The organism is Lactiplantibacillus modestisalitolerans, assembly GCF_005405425.1.
GTDB classification, from domain to species: domain Bacteria; phylum Bacillota; class Bacilli; order Lactobacillales; family Lactobacillaceae; genus Lactiplantibacillus; species Lactiplantibacillus modestisalitolerans.
In genome coordinates this window covers 61,738-79,391 of sequence record NZ_BJEA01000017.1, presented here as the reverse complement: position 1 = coordinate 79,391, position 17,654 = coordinate 61,738, and the positions used below count along the sequence as shown (strand labels likewise).

The 17,654-nt window shown below is 48.1% G+C and carries 14 protein-coding genes; 1 reads left to right on the top strand and 13 read right to left on the bottom strand.

Features of this window, described 5'->3' with window-relative positions; translation table 11 throughout:
* Window positions 1-126: 126 nt before the first annotated feature.
* The 6 genes from msrA to parE all read right to left on the bottom strand — a co-directional run bounded on the left by msrA (window position 127) and on the right by parE (window position 7,790).
* A complete protein-coding gene (gene msrA, locus FFM79_RS10430) occupies window positions 127-645 on the bottom strand; it encodes a peptide-methionine (S)-S-oxide reductase MsrA (RefSeq protein WP_137643421.1) in 519 nt (172 codons plus the stop codon).
* 13 nt (window positions 646-658) lie between these two features.
* Window positions 659-1,093, bottom strand: coding sequence for a peptide-methionine (R)-S-oxide reductase MsrB (msrB, locus tag FFM79_RS10425; RefSeq protein WP_137643420.1), 435 nt, complete (start codon window positions 1,091-1,093; stop codon window positions 659-661).
* A 135-nt stretch (window positions 1,094-1,228) separates the two neighbouring features.
* A complete protein-coding gene (locus FFM79_RS10420; RefSeq protein WP_137643419.1) occupies window positions 1,229-2,158 on the bottom strand; it encodes a manganese-dependent inorganic pyrophosphatase in 930 nt (309 codons plus the stop codon).
* 22 nt (window positions 2,159-2,180) lie between these two features.
* Entirely contained in the window at window positions 2,181-3,140 is a 960-nt protein-coding gene (locus FFM79_RS10415; RefSeq protein WP_137643418.1) for a LysR family transcriptional regulator, read from the bottom strand.
* 181 nt (window positions 3,141-3,321) lie between these two features.
* Entirely contained in the window at window positions 3,322-5,772 is a 2,451-nt protein-coding gene (parC, locus tag FFM79_RS10410; RefSeq protein WP_137643417.1) for a DNA topoisomerase IV subunit A, read from the bottom strand.
* Between the two features lie 11 nt (window positions 5,773-5,783).
* The gene (parE, locus tag FFM79_RS10405; protein WP_137643416.1) at window positions 5,784-7,790 is read right to left on the bottom strand and encodes a DNA topoisomerase IV subunit B; all 2,007 of its coding nucleotides are present in this window, start codon (window positions 7,788-7,790) and stop codon (window positions 5,784-5,786) included.
* Between the two features lie 425 nt (window positions 7,791-8,215).
* Between parE and plsY the strand changes: the two genes are divergently transcribed.
* Window positions 8,216-8,839 carry a glycerol-3-phosphate 1-O-acyltransferase PlsY gene (gene plsY / locus FFM79_RS10400; RefSeq protein ID WP_137643415.1) on the top strand — a complete coding sequence of 208 codons (624 nt, stop codon included), beginning with the start codon at window positions 8,216-8,218 and terminating at the stop codon, window positions 8,837-8,839.
* A 208-nt stretch (window positions 8,840-9,047) separates the two neighbouring features.
* Here plsY and FFM79_RS10395 read toward each other — a convergent pair whose 3' ends face one another.
* From FFM79_RS10395 to FFM79_RS10365, 7 genes are all read right to left on the bottom strand, one after another.
* On the bottom strand, window positions 9,048-9,926 hold the full coding sequence (locus tag FFM79_RS10395) for an aldose 1-epimerase family protein (protein ID WP_137643414.1): 879 nt from the start codon (window positions 9,924-9,926) through the stop codon (window positions 9,048-9,050).
* A 26-nt stretch (window positions 9,927-9,952) separates the two neighbouring features.
* On the bottom strand, window positions 9,953-11,371 hold the full coding sequence (gene hslU / locus FFM79_RS10390) for an ATP-dependent protease ATPase subunit HslU (protein ID WP_137643413.1): 1,419 nt from the start codon (window positions 11,369-11,371) through the stop codon (window positions 9,953-9,955).
* Window positions 11,372-11,386: 15 nt separating this feature from the next.
* Window positions 11,387-11,929: an HslVU peptidase proteolytic subunit gene (gene hslV, locus FFM79_RS10385; RefSeq protein ID WP_137643412.1), complete on the bottom strand. Its 543-nt coding sequence runs from the start codon at window positions 11,927-11,929 to the stop codon at window positions 11,387-11,389.
* A gap of 17 nt (window positions 11,930-11,946) precedes the next feature.
* On the bottom strand, window positions 11,947-12,858 hold the full coding sequence (gene xerC, locus FFM79_RS10380) for a tyrosine recombinase XerC (protein ID WP_137643411.1): 912 nt from the start codon (window positions 12,856-12,858) through the stop codon (window positions 11,947-11,949).
* Window positions 12,859-12,927: 69 nt separating this feature from the next.
* On the bottom strand, window positions 12,928-14,265 hold the full coding sequence (gene trmFO / locus FFM79_RS10375; RefSeq protein WP_137643410.1) for an FADH(2)-oxidizing methylenetetrahydrofolate--tRNA-(uracil(54)-C(5))-methyltransferase TrmFO: 1,338 nt from the start codon (window positions 14,263-14,265) through the stop codon (window positions 12,928-12,930).
* 277 nt (window positions 14,266-14,542) lie between these two features.
* On the bottom strand, window positions 14,543-16,687 hold the full coding sequence (gene topA / locus FFM79_RS10370; RefSeq protein ID WP_137643409.1) for a type I DNA topoisomerase: 2,145 nt from the start codon (window positions 16,685-16,687) through the stop codon (window positions 14,543-14,545).
* Window positions 16,688-16,778: 91 nt separating this feature from the next.
* Entirely contained in the window at window positions 16,779-17,648 is an 870-nt protein-coding gene (locus FFM79_RS10365; protein ID WP_137643408.1) for a DNA-processing protein DprA, read from the bottom strand.
* Window positions 17,649-17,654: the final 6 nt, after the last annotated feature.

Sequence of the window (17,654 nt, the reverse complement as noted above, 5' to 3'; positions counted from 1 at the left end):
GTATGCCCTTTTTGATTTGTAATAAAAAAATTTGGTGTTAATGGATTTCATCCATCAACACCAAATATCATAGACCCCCTTAAAAACGCCCTGACACTCAAGTCAGGGCGTTTTGCTTCTAATTAATTAAGCTTGCCAATGTTTTTTAATAAATTGTTGTCGACCACCGAGCTCCTCAATTTCGTAGCGAAATGGATTTTGCCGGTAAAAATTTTGGTGAGCGGCTTCAGCGGGATGGAATGGTTTTGCTGCTTCAATTTGAGTCACGATGGGCTCCTTAAAGCGTCCGCTTTTCGCCAGTGCGTCTCGGGATGCCGTTGCAATTTTGCGTTGTTCTGGACTATTCACGAAAATAACTGGTCGATAGCTGTCGCCCCGGTCCTGAAATTGTCCGGCTGCGTCGGTTGGGTCGGTTTGCCGCCAGTAAATCTCAACGAGTTGGGCGTAACTAATAATTGCGGGATCAAAGGTAATTTCGACAGCTTCCGTATGACCAGTGGTGTGACTTGCAACCTCTTCATACGTCGGATTCGGAACCGTCCCACCAGTATAGCCAGAAAGGACCCGTTTGATTCCAGGCTGTTGATCGAATGGGTGAACCATGCACCAAAAACAACCACCGGCAAAAATTGCTGTGTCCGTCATCGAATTCCCCCTTTTAGTTAAAAAGTGACTGATATTCTGCATAACCCGCGGCTGCTAGCTGGTCAGCCGGGATAAACTTAAGCGCGGCGGAGTTGATACAATAACGTAAGCCCCCCCGATCTTGCGGCCCATCTGGGAACACATGCCCTAAATGGGATTGCGCTTGGGGACTTTTAACCTCGGTCCGGCGCATGCCAAACGAATGGTCTTGATGCTCGTCAAGGTTAGCCTGAGCAATTGGCTTAGTGAAGGACGGCCAACCGCAACCCGCATCGTATTTGTCTAGCGAACTAAAAAGCGGTTCGCCACTAACAACGTCCACGTAGATTCCTGGTTGATAAAAGTCATCATATTTCCCACTAAACGGGCGTTCGGTAGCTGCTTCTTGCGTTACCGCAAACTGTTCTGGTGTTAACCGCTGACGTAAATCAGATTCTTGCGCACTCATTTGATCAGTCCTTTCGTTATCAGAATTAAATTGTACACAACTTAATTCCAATATTTATTCTACACTTATTTCAAATAGATGCAAAAAATCCGCCCGCGCAAATTAACTTGCGCGGAGCGGATTTGATGGTTTTAATTAAGCACCGAAAGCTTCGGTCAATGGTGGTACGACTTGCTTCTTCCGTGAAACGACGCCTGGTAAGCTCATGCGGTTGTTCGCAAGCGACTTGCCAAAGGCCTTTTCAACGGGTTCAGTTGGCGCACCCACAACTAATAATTCGGAATCGCTGTTCAGGATGTTCGTTGCCAAGATTAAGAATAAATCGTAACCATTAGTTGCGTTTTCATCCTTAGCGGCTGCTTCTAAAGCAGCTTGCCGTTTGAACACATCGTCCAAATCAACGGTGTTAATTTGAGCGACCCGAACGTTGGTCCCTGCCATGGTGAAGGACTTGGCGTCCGCATCGATTAATTCTTTTTCAGATTTAGCATCGATGTTCGTCCCAGCCTTTAACATTGCTAAGCCGTAAGTTTCGTAATCGACGTCGGCAATTTTTGCTAAGGCTTCTACGACCTTTTTATCGGTTGGCGTTGAGGTTGGTGACTTGAGTAACAACGTATCTGAAATAATTGCAGATAACATTAAGCCAGCTAACTTAGCAGGAATTTCAACGTTATTTTCTTTAAATAACTTGTAAATCACGGTACTGCAGCAGCCCAATGGTTCTGCACGGTAGAACAATGGTTGGGCCGTGTTAAAATCTGAGATCCGATGATGGTCAACCACGTGAGTGACCGTCACGTCAGCAATGTCACTAACACTTTGTTGCGGTTCGTTATGGTCAACTAACATGACAGCATCAACTTCTGGTGCGGCCTTCGTAATGACCCGGGGTGCTGGTTCGTTAAAATGTTTTAAAACGAACTGAGTTTCCTCGTTAGGTTCACCAAGCGCAACGGCTTCGGTGTCGGCCCCCAATTGGTTTTCTAAATATGAAAAGGCCTTGGCCGCCACAATGGCGTCAGTATCCGGATTTTGGTGTCCAAAAACTAATTCCTTACTCATTAGCACAAAACTCCTTTAAAGCTTATTTTTGATTAATTTTTTGTAACCGTGAAATATAATCGTCTTCAGCGAGGTACTTGTCAAACTCTGCTAAGAAATTCTTAATTCGCGGAATTTGATCCTTATCCTTTCGGAAGACAAAGTTTAAGTCGAACTTAATGGCTGGTTCAAACGATACCGTGTGTAATTGATCCACGGCGGGATTAGCAACCATAAACGAGTTCGGTAAGGCAGTGTTGGTTTCGGTTGATGCAACGAAGCGGTAAATTTGTTGCGGCGTTGTAAAGCGGGCAACCGCCGTTGGTAAATCGGTCAACTGATTTTTATACGATTCCTTGATAACTTGATCTAAATAGTAGTTTTCAGGATACATGACCCATGGTTCGCTGGTCGTATCTTTAAACTTAATGCGTTTCTTTTTAGCCTGCTTTGGATCGCTAGAGATGAAAAGCAATTCATCTTGAATGATTTTTTTAGACTGGTATGGTTTCCAGTTTTTAATGCTTTCATCTGGTAAATACATCACGGCCAAGTCAATCCGGTTATTTTCCAAACGTTCCCAAATCTCTTTACGCGTTAGCATATGGAACGAAATGATTACATTGGGGTTGGCAGCGTAGTACTTAATTGCAAAATCTTCAAAGACGTGATCTTCAATGGAAGCTAACACGCCAATGTTGATGGCCCCCTGAGTGGCGCTAGTCGTTTGTTGAATTTCGTCGGTGGCCTTATTCAGGACATCGTAAATACTGTGAGTTGCATTGAGCATCGTGTAGCCGGCATCGGATAACCGGAGCTTTTTACCGACGGAGTAAAACAGTGGTGCCCCTACCGTCCGCTCCAACTTCTTAATTTGCTGAGTCAGTGCGGGCTGCGTAATGCCCAGAATTTGGGCGGCTTGTGTATAATTCATTGTTTCGGCTAATTGCAAGAAATACGTTAACGTTTTGGATGAAAAAATACTTTCTTGAGTTGTCTTCATGAATTTTACCTGATCCTTTCGTCTTATCGTCATCTTATGATATCTATAATATTATACAAGATTAGATTTGAAAGCAAGCAGTTGTTATCGGTAAATAAAGCTTTACTAATTATTAAAGTTTATTGACGATAACTTTATCTTAAGCTAATGTTAGCGCGCATGCAAGCGTTGACGTAAAAAGTTAAACGGTCAGCGGTACCGGGTGAATCTGGATTGATACGGGAACTCCCTCGGTATCGGTATCAATGACGAACGAGCCGTTGGAATAACGCGCACTCACCGGGTGATCATCGCTTAAAATGGAATGATGCTTACCGCGCGCCGTTAATACGTCTAAGGCAACCCCAGTTTCCTGACCAGCAATCAATATGTCGTCGACAATTCGGTGCGGATGATTTTTTAACTCGCGGAGGACTTGAACACCCCGTCGCGCACGACTGGTCACCGGAATATCGCTAACCTTCATTTTTTTGAAGGAGCCTCGTTGGGTGATCAACGCGATTAAGTCGTTGTCCTGCGCAACGTCAGCACGAACGACTAAATCGTCGCGGAGGTCCATAGACTTAACACCAACCGCCTTCGCACCAATCGTTGGTACCTCACTTAAGTCGTACCGTAGTCCGTACCCGTGTTGAGTTACTAATACGAGGGTCCCAGTTGGTGCACTTGGCAGGTATTTAACCGTGACCACGGCAGATGTAGCCGTTTTAAGGCGCATGAACTGACTTGCGCGGGTCTTATAAGTCCGTCCCGGAACGTAGTCCGTAAAGGCGGTCTGCTTAATATAGCCGTCGTTGGTAGCAATCAAGAATTTACCGGTTTCTTTGAGTGTTGCAAAGTCAAAGACCCAAGTAATGCGTTCATTGTCTGCTAGCCCAATGGTTTGCGAGATGTGTTCGCCAGTGTCCTTCCACTTGGCGTCGCTGATTTCGTAGACGGGCCGGTAAATCAGGTGGCCCAGGTTAGTAAACATCATCAAGTGATCGAGGGTGCTATTTTTGGCGAGATAAATTGGATAATCTTCATCTTTCAGCCCGTTATCATCAGGATCTGAAGCGGAGTATGAGCGTAAACTCGTTCGTTTAATGTAACCATCATGACTGATCATCACAATAACGTCCTCTTGCGGAATAACGACTTCCGTTTTGACCTTCAATTCTTGAATCTCAGTTTGAATTTCCGTTAAGCGTTCGGTTGGATAAGCTTTTTGAATCGCTTTTAGTTCTTTGCGAAGCACCTTATCGAGTTCCTTCGGTTCATGCAAGATTAACTGGTAGTGTTCAATCGCGGCTGCTAATTCGGCAGCCTCCTTTTCCAGTTGCGTCACGTCGGTGTTCGTTAACCGGTAGAGTTGCATGGTGACGATGGCTTCGGCCTGAATTTCACTGAAGTCAAACTGACTAACCAAATTCTGTTTGGCGTTTTTCTTATCCTTACTACCGCGAATCGTCTTAATGACTTGGTCCAGAATCGACATCGCCTTGATTAGTCCTTCGACGATGTGTTGCCGATCAGCGGCCTTCTTCAGATTAAATTGGGTCCGTCGGGTTAAGACGTCCCGTTGGTGTTCAAGGTACGCGGTTAGAATCGTTTTTAACCCGACGTGCTCTGGCCGTTGATGGTAAATGGCGACCATATTAAAATTATACGTAATTTGGAGGTCCGTATTTTTAAATAAGTAGGTTAAAATGCCGTCCGCGTTGACGTCCCGCTTTAGTTCGATGACGATCGATAACCCTTGGCGGTCACTTTCGTCGCGAACTTCCGCGATTCCTTCGATTTTTTTCATAATTCGAATTTCATCGAGCTTCTTCACTAATTGGGCCTTATTAACTTCGTAAGGAATTTCAGAAACCTCGATTTGTGACTTATTACCCTTGAGCGGCACAATTTTAGTTCGCGAACGAACCACGATCCGGCCGCGGCCGGTTTCATAGGCCTGACGGATGCCATCTAAGCCCTGAATAATCCCGCCAGTTGGAAAGTCGGGGCCCTTAACAAAGTCCATTAAGTCGGCCAAACTAGCCCGCTTGTGGTTCATTAAGTACAAAATTGCATCGATGACTTCACTTAAGTTATGCGGCGGAATTTCCGTGGCGTAACCAGCTGAGATCCCGGTCGCCCCGTTAACTAAAAGGTTCGGAAAGCGGGCTGGTAAGACCGTGGGTTCGTATTCGGTATCATCGAAGTTTAAAACCATGTCGACGGTTTTTTTGTCGATGTCTTGGAGCATGGTCCCCGCAATTTTACTTAACCGGGCTTCCGTATACCGCATGGCGGCAGCGGGGTCACCGTCCATTGAACCGTTGTTTCCGTGCATTTCAATCAGTGGTTCCCGGAGCTTCCAATCCTGGCTTAAGCGCACCATTGCTTCGTAAATTGATGAATCGCCGTGGGGATGGAAGTTCCCCATAACGTTCCCAACCGACTTTGCAGACTTACGGAACGCCTTATCAAAGGTATTGCCGTCCTGATTCATCGCGTATAAAATCCGGCGTTGGACAGGTTTTAAACCGTCCCGGATGTCTGGCAAGGCTCGTTCTTGAATAATATATTTTGAGTAGCGGCCAAAACGGTCGCCCATGACATCTTCAAGGGTTAATTCTTGAATTTTGGGTTGTTCAATTGCCATTTTGCGACCTCCTAATGCTTAAGTTGCTGCGCTAATTCTTCGTCAGCTTGTTCGTGTGCGGATGAAACGGCTTCGTTATCGAGCAACGACCCGTCTTCGTCCAAATTAAAGTGGACGTTGTTTTCAATCCACTTCCGCCGGGGTTCGACCTTATCGCCCATTAACGTGGTAACCCGCTTTTCAGCGAGGGCCGCATCGTCAATCCGAACCCGGACCAGGGTCCGCTTTTCGGGATCCATGGTCGTTTCCCAGAGCTGTTCGGCATTCATTTCGCCAAGTCCTTTGTAACGCTGTAAGGCGTAACCCTTACCAAACGACTTCGTGCGTAAAGCAAGTTCCTCGTCGGTCCAAGCATATTCGGTCCGCATTTGCTTACCCTGCTTTTTTTGGAGTCGGTACAATGGTGGTAACGCGATATAAACGCGCCCGGCATCGATCATCGGCCGCATGTACTTATAAAAGAAAGTTAGAAGCAAAATTTGAATATGGGCCCCATCGGTATCAGCATCGGTCATGATAATAATCTTATCGTAATTACTAGATTTAATATCAAATTCGGGACCAACGCCAGCACCAATGGTGTAAATCATGGTATTAATCTCTTCGTTTTTAACAATATCCGCTAGTTTGGCCTTTTCCGTGTTTAAAACCTTCCCCCGCAACGGTAAGATGGCTTGGAATTTACGGTCACGGCCCTGTTTAGCCGAGCCACCGGCGGAATCCCCTTCGACGAGGAAGAGTTCGTTGCGCTTGGCGTTTTTAGACTGTGCGGGCGTCAGTTTACCGGACAATAGCCGTTCGCGTTTATGTCGCTTTTTTCCGTTCCGACTTTCGTCCCGGGCTTTTCGCGCCGCTTCCCGGGCCTGACGGGCCTTAGTTGATTTGCGAATTAGCATTTGCGCAAATTCACCATTTTCCATTAAGAAAAATTGGAGTTGCTCGCTAACGACGTTATCAACGATGGTTCGTGCTTCCGGTGTCCCGAGCTTTTCCTTCGTTTGACCTTCAAATTGGAGCAAGTTTTCAGGGATCCGCAGTGAAATTACTGCTGAAAGACCTTCGCGGACGTCGGAGCCTTCTAAATTTTTATCCTTATCCTTTAAGAGTCCCACTTTACGGGCGTATTCGTTAAACGCTTTGGTCCACGCAGCGCGAAAGCCGGCTTCGTGGGTCCCACCGTCGGGCGTTCGCACGTTGTTCACGAATGATAGGAGGTTTTCAGAATAACCGTCATTGTATTGGGCGGCAACTTCCACTTCGACGCCTTCCTTGGTGCCATCAAAGAACATGACGTCGCCTAAGGTGTCTTTATCTTCGTTTAAATAGGTCACAAAGGCCTTAATCCCGTCTTCGTAATGAAACTCGAGGGCCTGTTCCTGGTGCTCACGTTCATCGGTTAACGTAATCTTAACGCCCTTAAGTAAGAACGCGGATTCGCGTAATCGCTCTGCTAGCGTCTGAAAATTGTAAACCGTCGTCGTGAAGACGCTCGGGTCCGGCTTAAACGAAATAGTTGTCCCAGTAGGCTTATTCGTTTTACCCTTCTTTTCAAGGGTTCCAACGGGATGGCCGCCGTTTTTAAAGTGTTCGACGTACCGATAACCGTCCCGAATAATGGTCACGGTTAGTGAGGTCGACAACGCATTGACGACGCTTGCACCAACCCCGTGAAGCCCCCCGGACGTTTTATAACCGCCCTGGCCAAACTTCCCACCAGCGTGAAGGACGGTCAGGATGACTTCGGGAGTTGGAATCCCGGAAGCGTGCATCCCGACGGGCATTCCGCGTCCGTGGTCCACGACCGTAATGCTATTATCGGCGTGAATCGTGACGTTAATTTCTTTACCGTAACCGGCAAGCGCCTCATCAACGGCGTTGTCGACGATTTCATATACTAAATGGTGGAGTCCGCGGGCGTCCGTGGAACCAATGTACATTCCGGGGCGTTTCCGAACGGCTTCTAACCCTTCGAGCACTTGGATCGAAGAATCATCATATTTTGGCTTTTTATTGGCCATTCTTACAACTCCTTAATTTCGACTTGTTTGAAATAACTTTACGGCTAATCCAAGCCTAAACTTGATTTATCGGGCTTGGGACCGCTAACGAAAGCTATGCAAATTTGATTATAGCACAGCAGGCGGTTGTTCAGGCTAAATTTTATCATTTTAGCGTTGCACAGGCGTATTTTAAGTTCAACTTCACTAAAAAATTAACTTATTTTTTAAAAGTAATCGTTAAAAAGCACCCTAACCGCTCCCAGTCTAGTCGAATGTATGTTCGCTTAATTGTAAATAAATTTGGGGCCGGTTGTCAACTATTTTTCCAACTAGCCGCCGGTGCTTAGAATGTTCAGTGACTGAAAAAGTTCGCCTAAAACGCCCCGCTTTTGTTGAAAGCATGCTAAAATATTGAAGTGATTCTATTGCAGGAGGAATTTTTCGTGAAAATAGTTATAATGCTGATCGTTGCCTACTTAATCGGCTCGATTCCCTCGGGTGTCATTATTGGCAAGCTATTCTTTCATACCGATATTCGGCAGGCGGGAAGTGGCAACATTGGCACGACCAACACTTACCGGGTGCTCGGACCAGTCGCTGGAACGATTGTTATGGCAATGGATATTCTTAAGGGAACTTTAGCGGCCCTTCAGCCGGCGGTACTATTCCACATGGCTAACCGCTACACCCTCCTGATTGGCTTAGCCGCGATTTTGGGCCACACCTTTTCAGTTTATATTGGCTTTAAGGGTGGTAAGGCGGTTGCAACCAGTGCTGGAATTCTACTTGCCTATAATTGGGAGTTTTTCTTAATTGCTAGTGCCATTATGTTTACGCTCGTATATATCACAAGTATGGTCAGCGTCGCTAGTATGACGGCCTTTCCAATTGTGACCTTAATTGCCATTTTTTATTATCAAGATCCACTTCTTTCAATTGTTGCGTTGGTACTGACCGGGTTTATTTTTTATCGCCACCGAACTAACATTGCCCGAATTAAAAATGGTACCGAATCGCTTGTCCACTTTGGACTGGGCTGGCGGCGTAAGCGGGCTAAATCGAAGTAATGGTTATAATTAAATGTCATCCAGAGATAAACTTCTCGGATGGCATTTTTTGTTGATGAGGAGGAGCCTTGCAATCTAGGGAGAAATCGTTAAGCTTGGTGCTGGTTTGGGGGTTGTTTGATTTAGTTAAAGTAACTATTTACAATCAATTAAATTTTACTATCAAAAAGACGCCGACCCTTTTTAGGCCTGCGTCTTCAACTAGTTTTTAAAAGAATTTAACGTCATACTGCGCATTAAACGTTTGCTTAGGTGCCAGCCGGTTGATGCCCATTTTATGACTCAATTGACCATCCGCCTGAACGTTATCCGCAATCCCCCACCACGGTTCCAAGCAAACAAACGGAGCCTCTGCCGGGTACGGTGACCATAGTCCCACGTACGGCGCATCCTCAATCGTCATTGCTACCCCGTGATCGTCTAGGTCGGAGCTCAGCATCAGTGTCGTCTCCCGATGCTCCAAATTAAGGATAATCGCGTCGTCCTTAAACAGCTCGCGGGTCAACGGCAACGGTTTCGTTAAGTCTAAATCATCCGCATTAGCTGCATCGTTGAGGGGCGCTTGGAGCGGAATGTGTTCATAAACCCGCTTAGGCGCAACCGTCACGTGGTAGTTACTTAACTGCCCGACCGGATCGGCTAGTGGTACGTTGAACGCCGGGTGACCGCCAATCGAGAATAACAAGTCCTGATTGGCCGGATTATGCACGTCATAGCCCACCGTTAGCTGGTGTTCAGTCAAAGTATAGTGTAACCGCAAGCGGAAGGCGTACGGGTACCGCTGACGCGTTTCGCTGCTGTCCGTTAACTCAAGCACCGCGCTAGTCGCCGTTTGGCTCACGACCGTAAAAACGTGGTCGCGTGCAAAGCCGTGTTGCCCCATCGCATAACTCTGGCCCGCAACCGTATACTGATCATCCTTTAAGCGTCCAACGATTGGAAACAGAACCGGTGCGTGCCGCCCCCAGTACTTCGCATCCGCTTGCCACATGTATTCAATCCCGTCCGCTGACCGAACGCTACTCAGTTCCGCGCCAGCTTCGTTGATTTGTACCGTTAAATAGTCATTTTTAAGTTCGACTGTCATCGTATCCCGACTCCCTTGTTTTTTAATTATAAGATGTAACGACTAAGGTCCTTATCCGAAGCGATATCGCCAATGCGTTCGTTGACGTAGCTTTCCGTAATCGTCACTTCGCCCATTTCCATGTCTGGGCCTTCGTACAACAGTTCTTCAAGCAACTTTTCAAGAACCGTGTGTAACCGCCGAGCCCCAATGTTTTCCGTCTCGTGGTTAACATTATACGCGATTTTCGCAATGGCTTGAATGGCTTCAATCGTAAAGGTGACCTTAATGTTGTCGGTGCCGATGAGGGCAATGTACTGCTTGATCAACGCGTTCTTCGGTTCCGTCAAAATCTTAACGAAGTCGTCCTGACTGAGATCATCTAATTCCACCCGAATTGGGAAGCGACCCTGTAATTCAGCGATTAAGTCGCTCGGCTTGCTTTCTGCAAACGCGCCGGATGCAATGAATAGGATGTGATCCGTATTAATTGGACCGTACTTCGTTGAGATTTGGGAACCTTCCACGATTGGTAAAATGTCGCGCTGAACGCCTTCCCGTGAAACTTCACCGGAATTCTGCTGACCACCGGCCGTGATTTTGTCGATTTCGTCAATGAAGATGATCCCGGTGTTTTCAGCCCGGACGATCGCGTCATGATAAATATCCGCGCTATTGACGAGCTTTTCGGATTCTTCCTTCACTAAAATTTCCCGGGCCTCGGCAACCGGCATCGTGCGTTGAATGCGTTTCTTCGGCATAATTGAGCCGAGGGTGTCCCCCAAGTCAATCCCCATCTGGCCAAGCATGTTGTTATTACCAGCAGTGGCCTGTTGCGGATCGTCCATCTCAATCGTCACGTCCGCGTTTTCGAGCGACCCATTTTTTAACTGATCAGCAACGGATAAACGTTGGTTGCGCACGTCATCCGTCACTTCCTCGTTACTATTTTGAGGGTCGTTCGGCATTTGACCATTTTGTAACTGGCTAAACATGTTCATCATGTTTTGAAATTCGTTACCGTTCTTGTTGGCCTGCTTCTTTTTAGCGGGAACAAGCAACTTCACGAGCCGCTTGTCAGCTGCTTGGACCGCCTTAGCCCGCACGCCGGAATAAGCCGTTTGCTTCTCCATTTCAATGGCAACGTCCACTAAGTCACGGACCATCGATTCCACGTCGCGACCAACGTAACCCACTTCGGTAAACTTCGTCGCTTCAACCTTAACAAACGGAGCTTTCACGATTTTAGCTAACCGCCGGGCAATTTCAGTTTTCCCAACCCCGGTCGGTCCGATCATTAACATGTTTTTGGGAGTAATTTCTTCCTGCATATCAGCAGACAATTCCATCCGCCGGTAACGGTTCCGCAACGCAATCGCGACCGCTTTTTTGGCTTCGTTTTGACCAATCACGTAGTTATCTAAGGCCGCAACGATTTGTTTCGGGGTCTTGTTAATTTGTTCCATCGTAACTCTCCTTCACTACAAAGCTTCTGAAATAACGTTATGGTTCGTAAAGATATCAATATCACCCGCAATGTTAATGGACGCTTCCGCAATGTCTTTAGCGCTCATATCCGGGGCGTGTAGTTGCATGGCCCGGGCCGCTGCAAGTGCAAAGTTCCCACCAGAGCCGATGGCTAACACGTCGTTATCCGGCGTGATCACTTCACCGCTCCCGGAAACCAGCAGCATTTCGTCCTTATCCATTACGATCAGGAGGGCTTCTAGTTTTTGCAAGGCCTGATCACTGCGCCATTCCTGCGCTAATTCAACGGCAGCTCGTTGGAGGTTCCCCGAGTATTCGTTGAGTTTCTTTTCAAAGCGGTCTTCAAGGTTGAAGGCGTCAGCGACCGAACCGGCAAAGCCGACGACGACCTGATTATTATAGATGCGCCGCACCTTTTGGGCCGTGCCTTTCATGACCACCTTTTCACCCATGGTAACTTGGCCGTCCCCGGCCATCGCGTTATGGCCGTTTTGACGAACGGCACAAATGGTAGTTGCTTCAAATTTTACTGGCATTAGTTACGCTCCTTTGATTATTTCCGCGTTGCCCGCGGGAAAAAGTTTCGATAATCTTGTTGTAAATGTTCCTTAGTCACGTGCGCGTAGATCTGCGTTGTTGACAGGCTCGTATGGCCTAACAGTTCCTGAACCGTCCGTAAGTCGGCCCCGTTATTTAACATCTGGGTCGCAAAGGTATGCCGCAACATGTGCGGGTGAATTTTAGCGGTTAAACTACTTTTCTTCACGATTTGATTCAGCACGTACTCGATCCCGCTGCCCGTAATCGGTCCACCGTGACGGTTAATGAAGACCCGGGCGTGCGTTTGCGTGTATTTGGCCATCACGGGCGTGCGACACGCTTCAAAATAGCGTTGCAGGGCGCTGGCCGCGTAACGCCCAAACGGCACGTAGCGCTCCTTATCGCCCTTACCACGAATCAACATCATCTTCAATTCAAAGTCAATATCGTTGACTTCGAGGTCGACGCACTCGCTTAGCCGAATACCAGTCCCGTATAACACCTCTAACAGGGCCACGTTGCGGGTACCCATTAGGCTGTCATCCGCATAAACCGTGTTAAACAGAACGTCGAGTTCCTTTTGGTAAAAGAACCGTGGTAACCGCGCCACGTGTTTTTTTAGCTGGACGTACACGAACGGGTTATTAGTTGCCAAATCGTTCTTAACGAGAAAGTTATAGAACGACCGCAAGCTGGAAACCTTCCGGGCAATCGAGTTGCGGGTTAAGTGGCGGTCATACAGATGGCTCAGGTAAACGTTCACGTCTAAGTGGTCAACTTCAGTATACGCCTTCGCGCCGCCGTTCGCCGTTAAGAAATCGTTAAATGCTTGGATATCCTCACGGTAAGCAGCGGCCGTTTCCGCTGAATATTGCCGTTCGACCTGAACGTACTTTAAAAAAAGGGCTAAATAGTCTGTTTCCATCTAAAAAACCTCCATCCGTTGCTAACTTTAGCAAAGTCTGGAGGAAAACACAATCACTAGCCCTAAGCGTTAAACGTCCGCCGGTGCATTGGCGTCTAAGGTCGTTGTTTTAAACGTCGTAAGCGTTGCTAGCGCCCGTTCTGAGATTGCGGTATTGCGTTCCCGTTTATCCCGAATTCGTTTTTTAAGCTTCGGGACGATCCCAAAGTTAGCGTTCATTGGTTGAAAATGGTGAGCACTCGTATGGGTGATGTAGTGGGCCATCGCCCCCATCATCGTCTCCGTTGGGAAAACGACCGGCGTTTCGCCCAACGCTAGGCGGGCCGCATTGATTCCCGCGACAATCCCACTAGCCGCACTTTCAATGTATCCCTCAACCCCGGTCATCTGGCCCGCAAAGAAGAGGTCGGGCCGTTGTTTCGTTTGATAAGTCGCATTTAATAGTTTCGGTGACTTCATGAAGGTATTCCGGTGCATCACCCCGTAACGCACAAATTCCACGTTTTCAAGCCCCGGAATGAGTGAAAAGACCCGTTTTTGTTCGCCCCATTTTAAGTGGGTCTGAAAACCAACGATGTTGTACAGGTTCCCCGCGGCGTCGTCTTGCCGCAACTGTACCACGGCGAAGGGCTGCTTACCCGTCTTCGGGTCTTCTAACCCCACCGGCTTTAGCGGGCCAAATAGCATCGTTTGCCGCGCGCGTTGCGCCATCACTTCGATGGGCATGCAACCTTCAAACACGTCGGAATTTTCAAAATCATGCGCTTCCGCCATTTCAGCGTTGATCAACGCCTCGTAAAAGCGGTCGAACTCTTCTTCAGTCATCGGACAGTTTAAGTAGGCCGCCTCGCCACGGTCATAGCGTGACTTGAGGTAAACCTTGTCCATGTCAATTGAATCCTTCGTTAAAATTGGAGCAGCCGCGTCAAAGAAGTGCAAATCATCTTCGTCATTAAATGCCTGAATCGACTTGGCTAGTGACGCCGCAGTCAGTGGACCGGTCGCCACGACCGTAATCCCTTCTGGTAAACGCGTGATTTCTTCGTTAATAATCTCAACGTTCGGCAGGTCACTAATTGCCGCGGTGATTTCAGCAGAAAAGCTATCCCGATCGACGGCTAGTGCGCCCCCAGCCGGAACCGCGTGGTTTTCCGCTGCCCGCATAACGATTGAGTCGAGTTGCCGCATTTCAGCCTTGAGTAACCCCGCCGCGTTTGCGAGTTGGTTGGCCCGTAGTGAGTTCGTACAAACGAGCTCAGCAAACTGGGCCGTGTGGTGCGCCGGGGTCGTTTTACCCGGTCGCATTTCGTATAAGCGCACGTTGACGCCCATGTTGGCAATGTGCCAAGCGGCTTCGGAGCCCGCGAGGCCCGCGCCAATCACGTTAACTGTTGGTATTGATGCCATCCAGAATTCCTCTTTTCTTGGTAATCGTACCGTTGATAGTACGTCATTATCATACCGAAATTCATCAGCGAACACAAACAAAAGTCAACCCGTGACGCACCCTCGTTAGCGAAAAACCGAAGATTAAAATTAACCCGATCGTGTTTTGCCGGAAATTTCGAAGCCAAGCTAGTCAAAACGCGAACTTTAGACTTGAAACTTGGGCTAATTCTTTGTAACCAACCGGATAAGCGGAAACCAAAAAGACGCGCTTTACCGAGCGCGCCCCTTCATTTAATTATTTTTGAACGTCTTCGGCGTAATCCCCGTTTGGACAACGGACTTGCTTACCACCCTTGACCTTCTTTTCAACCAAGTAATGACCATCTTTTGGACAATTCCGGCCAATTGGTTTATCCCAGGAAACAAAGTCACATTCTGGGAACCGGGAACAACCGTAAAAGACCCGGTTTTTCTTAGACTTGCGTTCAATAACTTGTCCCTTTTGACATTGCGGGCAGGTTACCCCAATTTCCTTAACAATTGGCTTGGTATTCCGACAATCTGGGAAGCGCGAGCAGGCGTAAAACTTGCCGTAGCGCCCCATCTTGATCACCATCGGCGCCCCACAAATATCACAGTTGAAGCCGGCCAGCTCATCTTTAATCTGAATCTTTTCCATGCCGGCTTCGGCCTTTTCAACTTCTTTCGAAAAGGGCTTGTAAAAGCTATCAACTACCTTGACCCAGTTTTCACGCCCAGCCTCGGTCGCATCCAACTGTTCTTCCAACGTTGCCGTAAAGCTAACGTCCACGACGTCCGGGAAGTATTCCTGAATCAAGTCGTTAACGATTTCGCCGAGTTCGGTCGGTACAAACCGCCGGGTCTCTAACTTAACGTAGTAGCGCCGTTGAATCGTATCCAAGGTTGGTGCGTAAGTTGATGGCCGCCCAACCCCGTTTTCTTCCAACGCCTTGATCAAGTTGGCTTCAGAATAACGGGCCGGTGGCTGGGTGAAATGTTGTTGTGGGTCGGTCTTACTTAACTTGACCACGTCGCCTTCCGCTAAGTCTGGTAACACGTTATTCTTAGCCGTTTTATCGTAGATCTTCGTAAAACCGGCAAACTTCGTTTTGGAACCGTTGGCCCGGAACTGTACGTCGTTTTGGTCGATCGTCACCGCCATCGTATCCAGCACTTCGGGCGTCATCTGACTCGCGACGAACCGGGACCAAATTAATTGGTATAACCGGAACTGGTCCTTCGTCAAATAATCCTTAATGCTAGCCGGGGTCCGAAAGACTGACGACGGCCGAATCGCTTCGTGGGCGTCTTGAGCGCCTTCTGGTAACTTACCCTTAACCGGCTTAGTCGCCGCGTATTCCGCACCGTACTTTTCGTGCAAGAACTTAGAAGCTTCGTGCTTCGCAATCGTTGAGATCCGCGTCGAGTCGGTCCGCATATAGGTGATTAACCCCACGTTACCGTCCTTACCAACGTTGATCCCTTCGTATAATTGCTGGGCCGCCATCATCGTCTTCCGCGTCCGAAAGTTCAGCTTGCGGTTGGCATCCTGTTGCATCGTCGAGGTCGTAAACGGTGGTGACGGCATGCGTTTACGTTCCTTTTTCACCACTTTAACAACGTTAAAATCACCCTGACGATCAATTTGGCCTAACACTTGTTGGACGGCCGCATTGTCGTCTAACGCTTGTTTTTTACCATGGGTCCCGTAAAAACTAGCCGTAAACTTCGAGCGGCCCTTCTTGAACTCACTATCGATCGTCCAATATTCCTTCGGTTTAAAAGCCTTAATTTCGTTTTCACGTTGAATGATCAGGTCGAGCGCAATCGACTGCACCCGTCCCGCGGATAACCCTTTTTTGACCTTTTTCCAAAGAAGCGGACTAATCGAATAACCCACTAAGCGGTCTAAAATTCGACGCGCCTGCTGGGCATCAACGAGGTCCATATCAATTGAACGCGGTTCCTTAAAGGCGTTTTTAACGGTATCCTTGGTAATTTCGTTAAAAACGACCCGGTTCTTATCCTTCGGGTCTAACCCCAATAGGTAGGATAAGTGCCACGCAATCGCTTCACCTTCACGGTCCGGGTCAGAAGCCAAGTACACAGCCTTCGCCTTTTTAGCTTCCTTCCGCAGGCCCTTGATCACGTCCCCCTTACCACGAATTGAAATGTAGTGGGGCTCGTAATCATTCTCAACGTCGACCCCCATCTTACTCTTCGGTAGGTCGCGAATGTGGCCTAAACTGGCCACCACTTTATACGAACGTCCCAAATACTTTTCAATTGTCTTAGCCTTCGAAGGGGATTCCACGATCACTAATTTTTTGGCAGTTGTTCTGGTTTTTCGTTTTGGTGCTTTTTTAGCGGCCGGCTTACGAGACGTTGCCGGCTTACGCTTGGTTGTACTAGCAGCCACTAGATCAGCTCCTTACACTTTTAATGGTTCCTAAATGGCGCTTGATAGTTCTGACAAATCCATGTAATCATATTTCAAAAAATTCAGCTTGTCAAATTATCGGTAAAAACTCTTCTATTATATGCGCCGAATTTAGTACCGGTTTTGCTCCGGCTACGATTAATTGATTACAACCAACCGCTAATTCCGCATCGATTGGCCCCGGAATTGCTAAAACGTTGCGGTTGGCCTGTAACGCCAGGTTGGCCATCATTAAACTCGCCGACCGCGCCCGGGCCGCTACCACCAACAACGTCTGACACAGACCGGCAATAATCCGGTTGCGGGCTGGAAACTGGGATGGCCGGGCAGGCGTTCCCAGCGGATACTCACTAATTAGTAAGCCCACCTGACCAACCCGCCGCTGCAACCCCCGGTGCTGAGGCGGATAAGCCCGGTCTAAGCCGGTCGCCAGCACCGCCACCGTCGGCAAACCGCAAGCAATTGCCGTCGTGTGGGCTGCCCGCTCCACACCAGCTGCTAAACCGCTCACCAGGACCACTTGGGCCGTGGTAAGTGGCGGTAATAGTTGCCGAATACATTGCTCCGCGTACGCATCCGTCTGGCGGGTACCTACGACCGCAAGCTGGCGCGGCGAGGTCAATAAATTGCGGTGGCCCCGTAAAAATAGAACCAGCGGCGGTTGGTAACTTTCTAATAAGGCTATCGGATAATCAGCATCTAAAATCGTTACACTATCGAGGTGCGCATTTAACTGGTAGCGGCGCTCAAGGGCGGCACTTTCCCAGTCACGACCAAAGGCTTGCGCTTGGGGCGCAGTTAATTGACCAAGTTCACATAGTCGATTCAAATCCGTTACAACGGTTTGGTTTTGGTGACACGCCCGGATGATTCGAGCGATTGTTTGATAAGTTTGCCCCTGAGCGAGGTGTAATCGAATTAATAATTGGCGTAATTGCACGGCCGT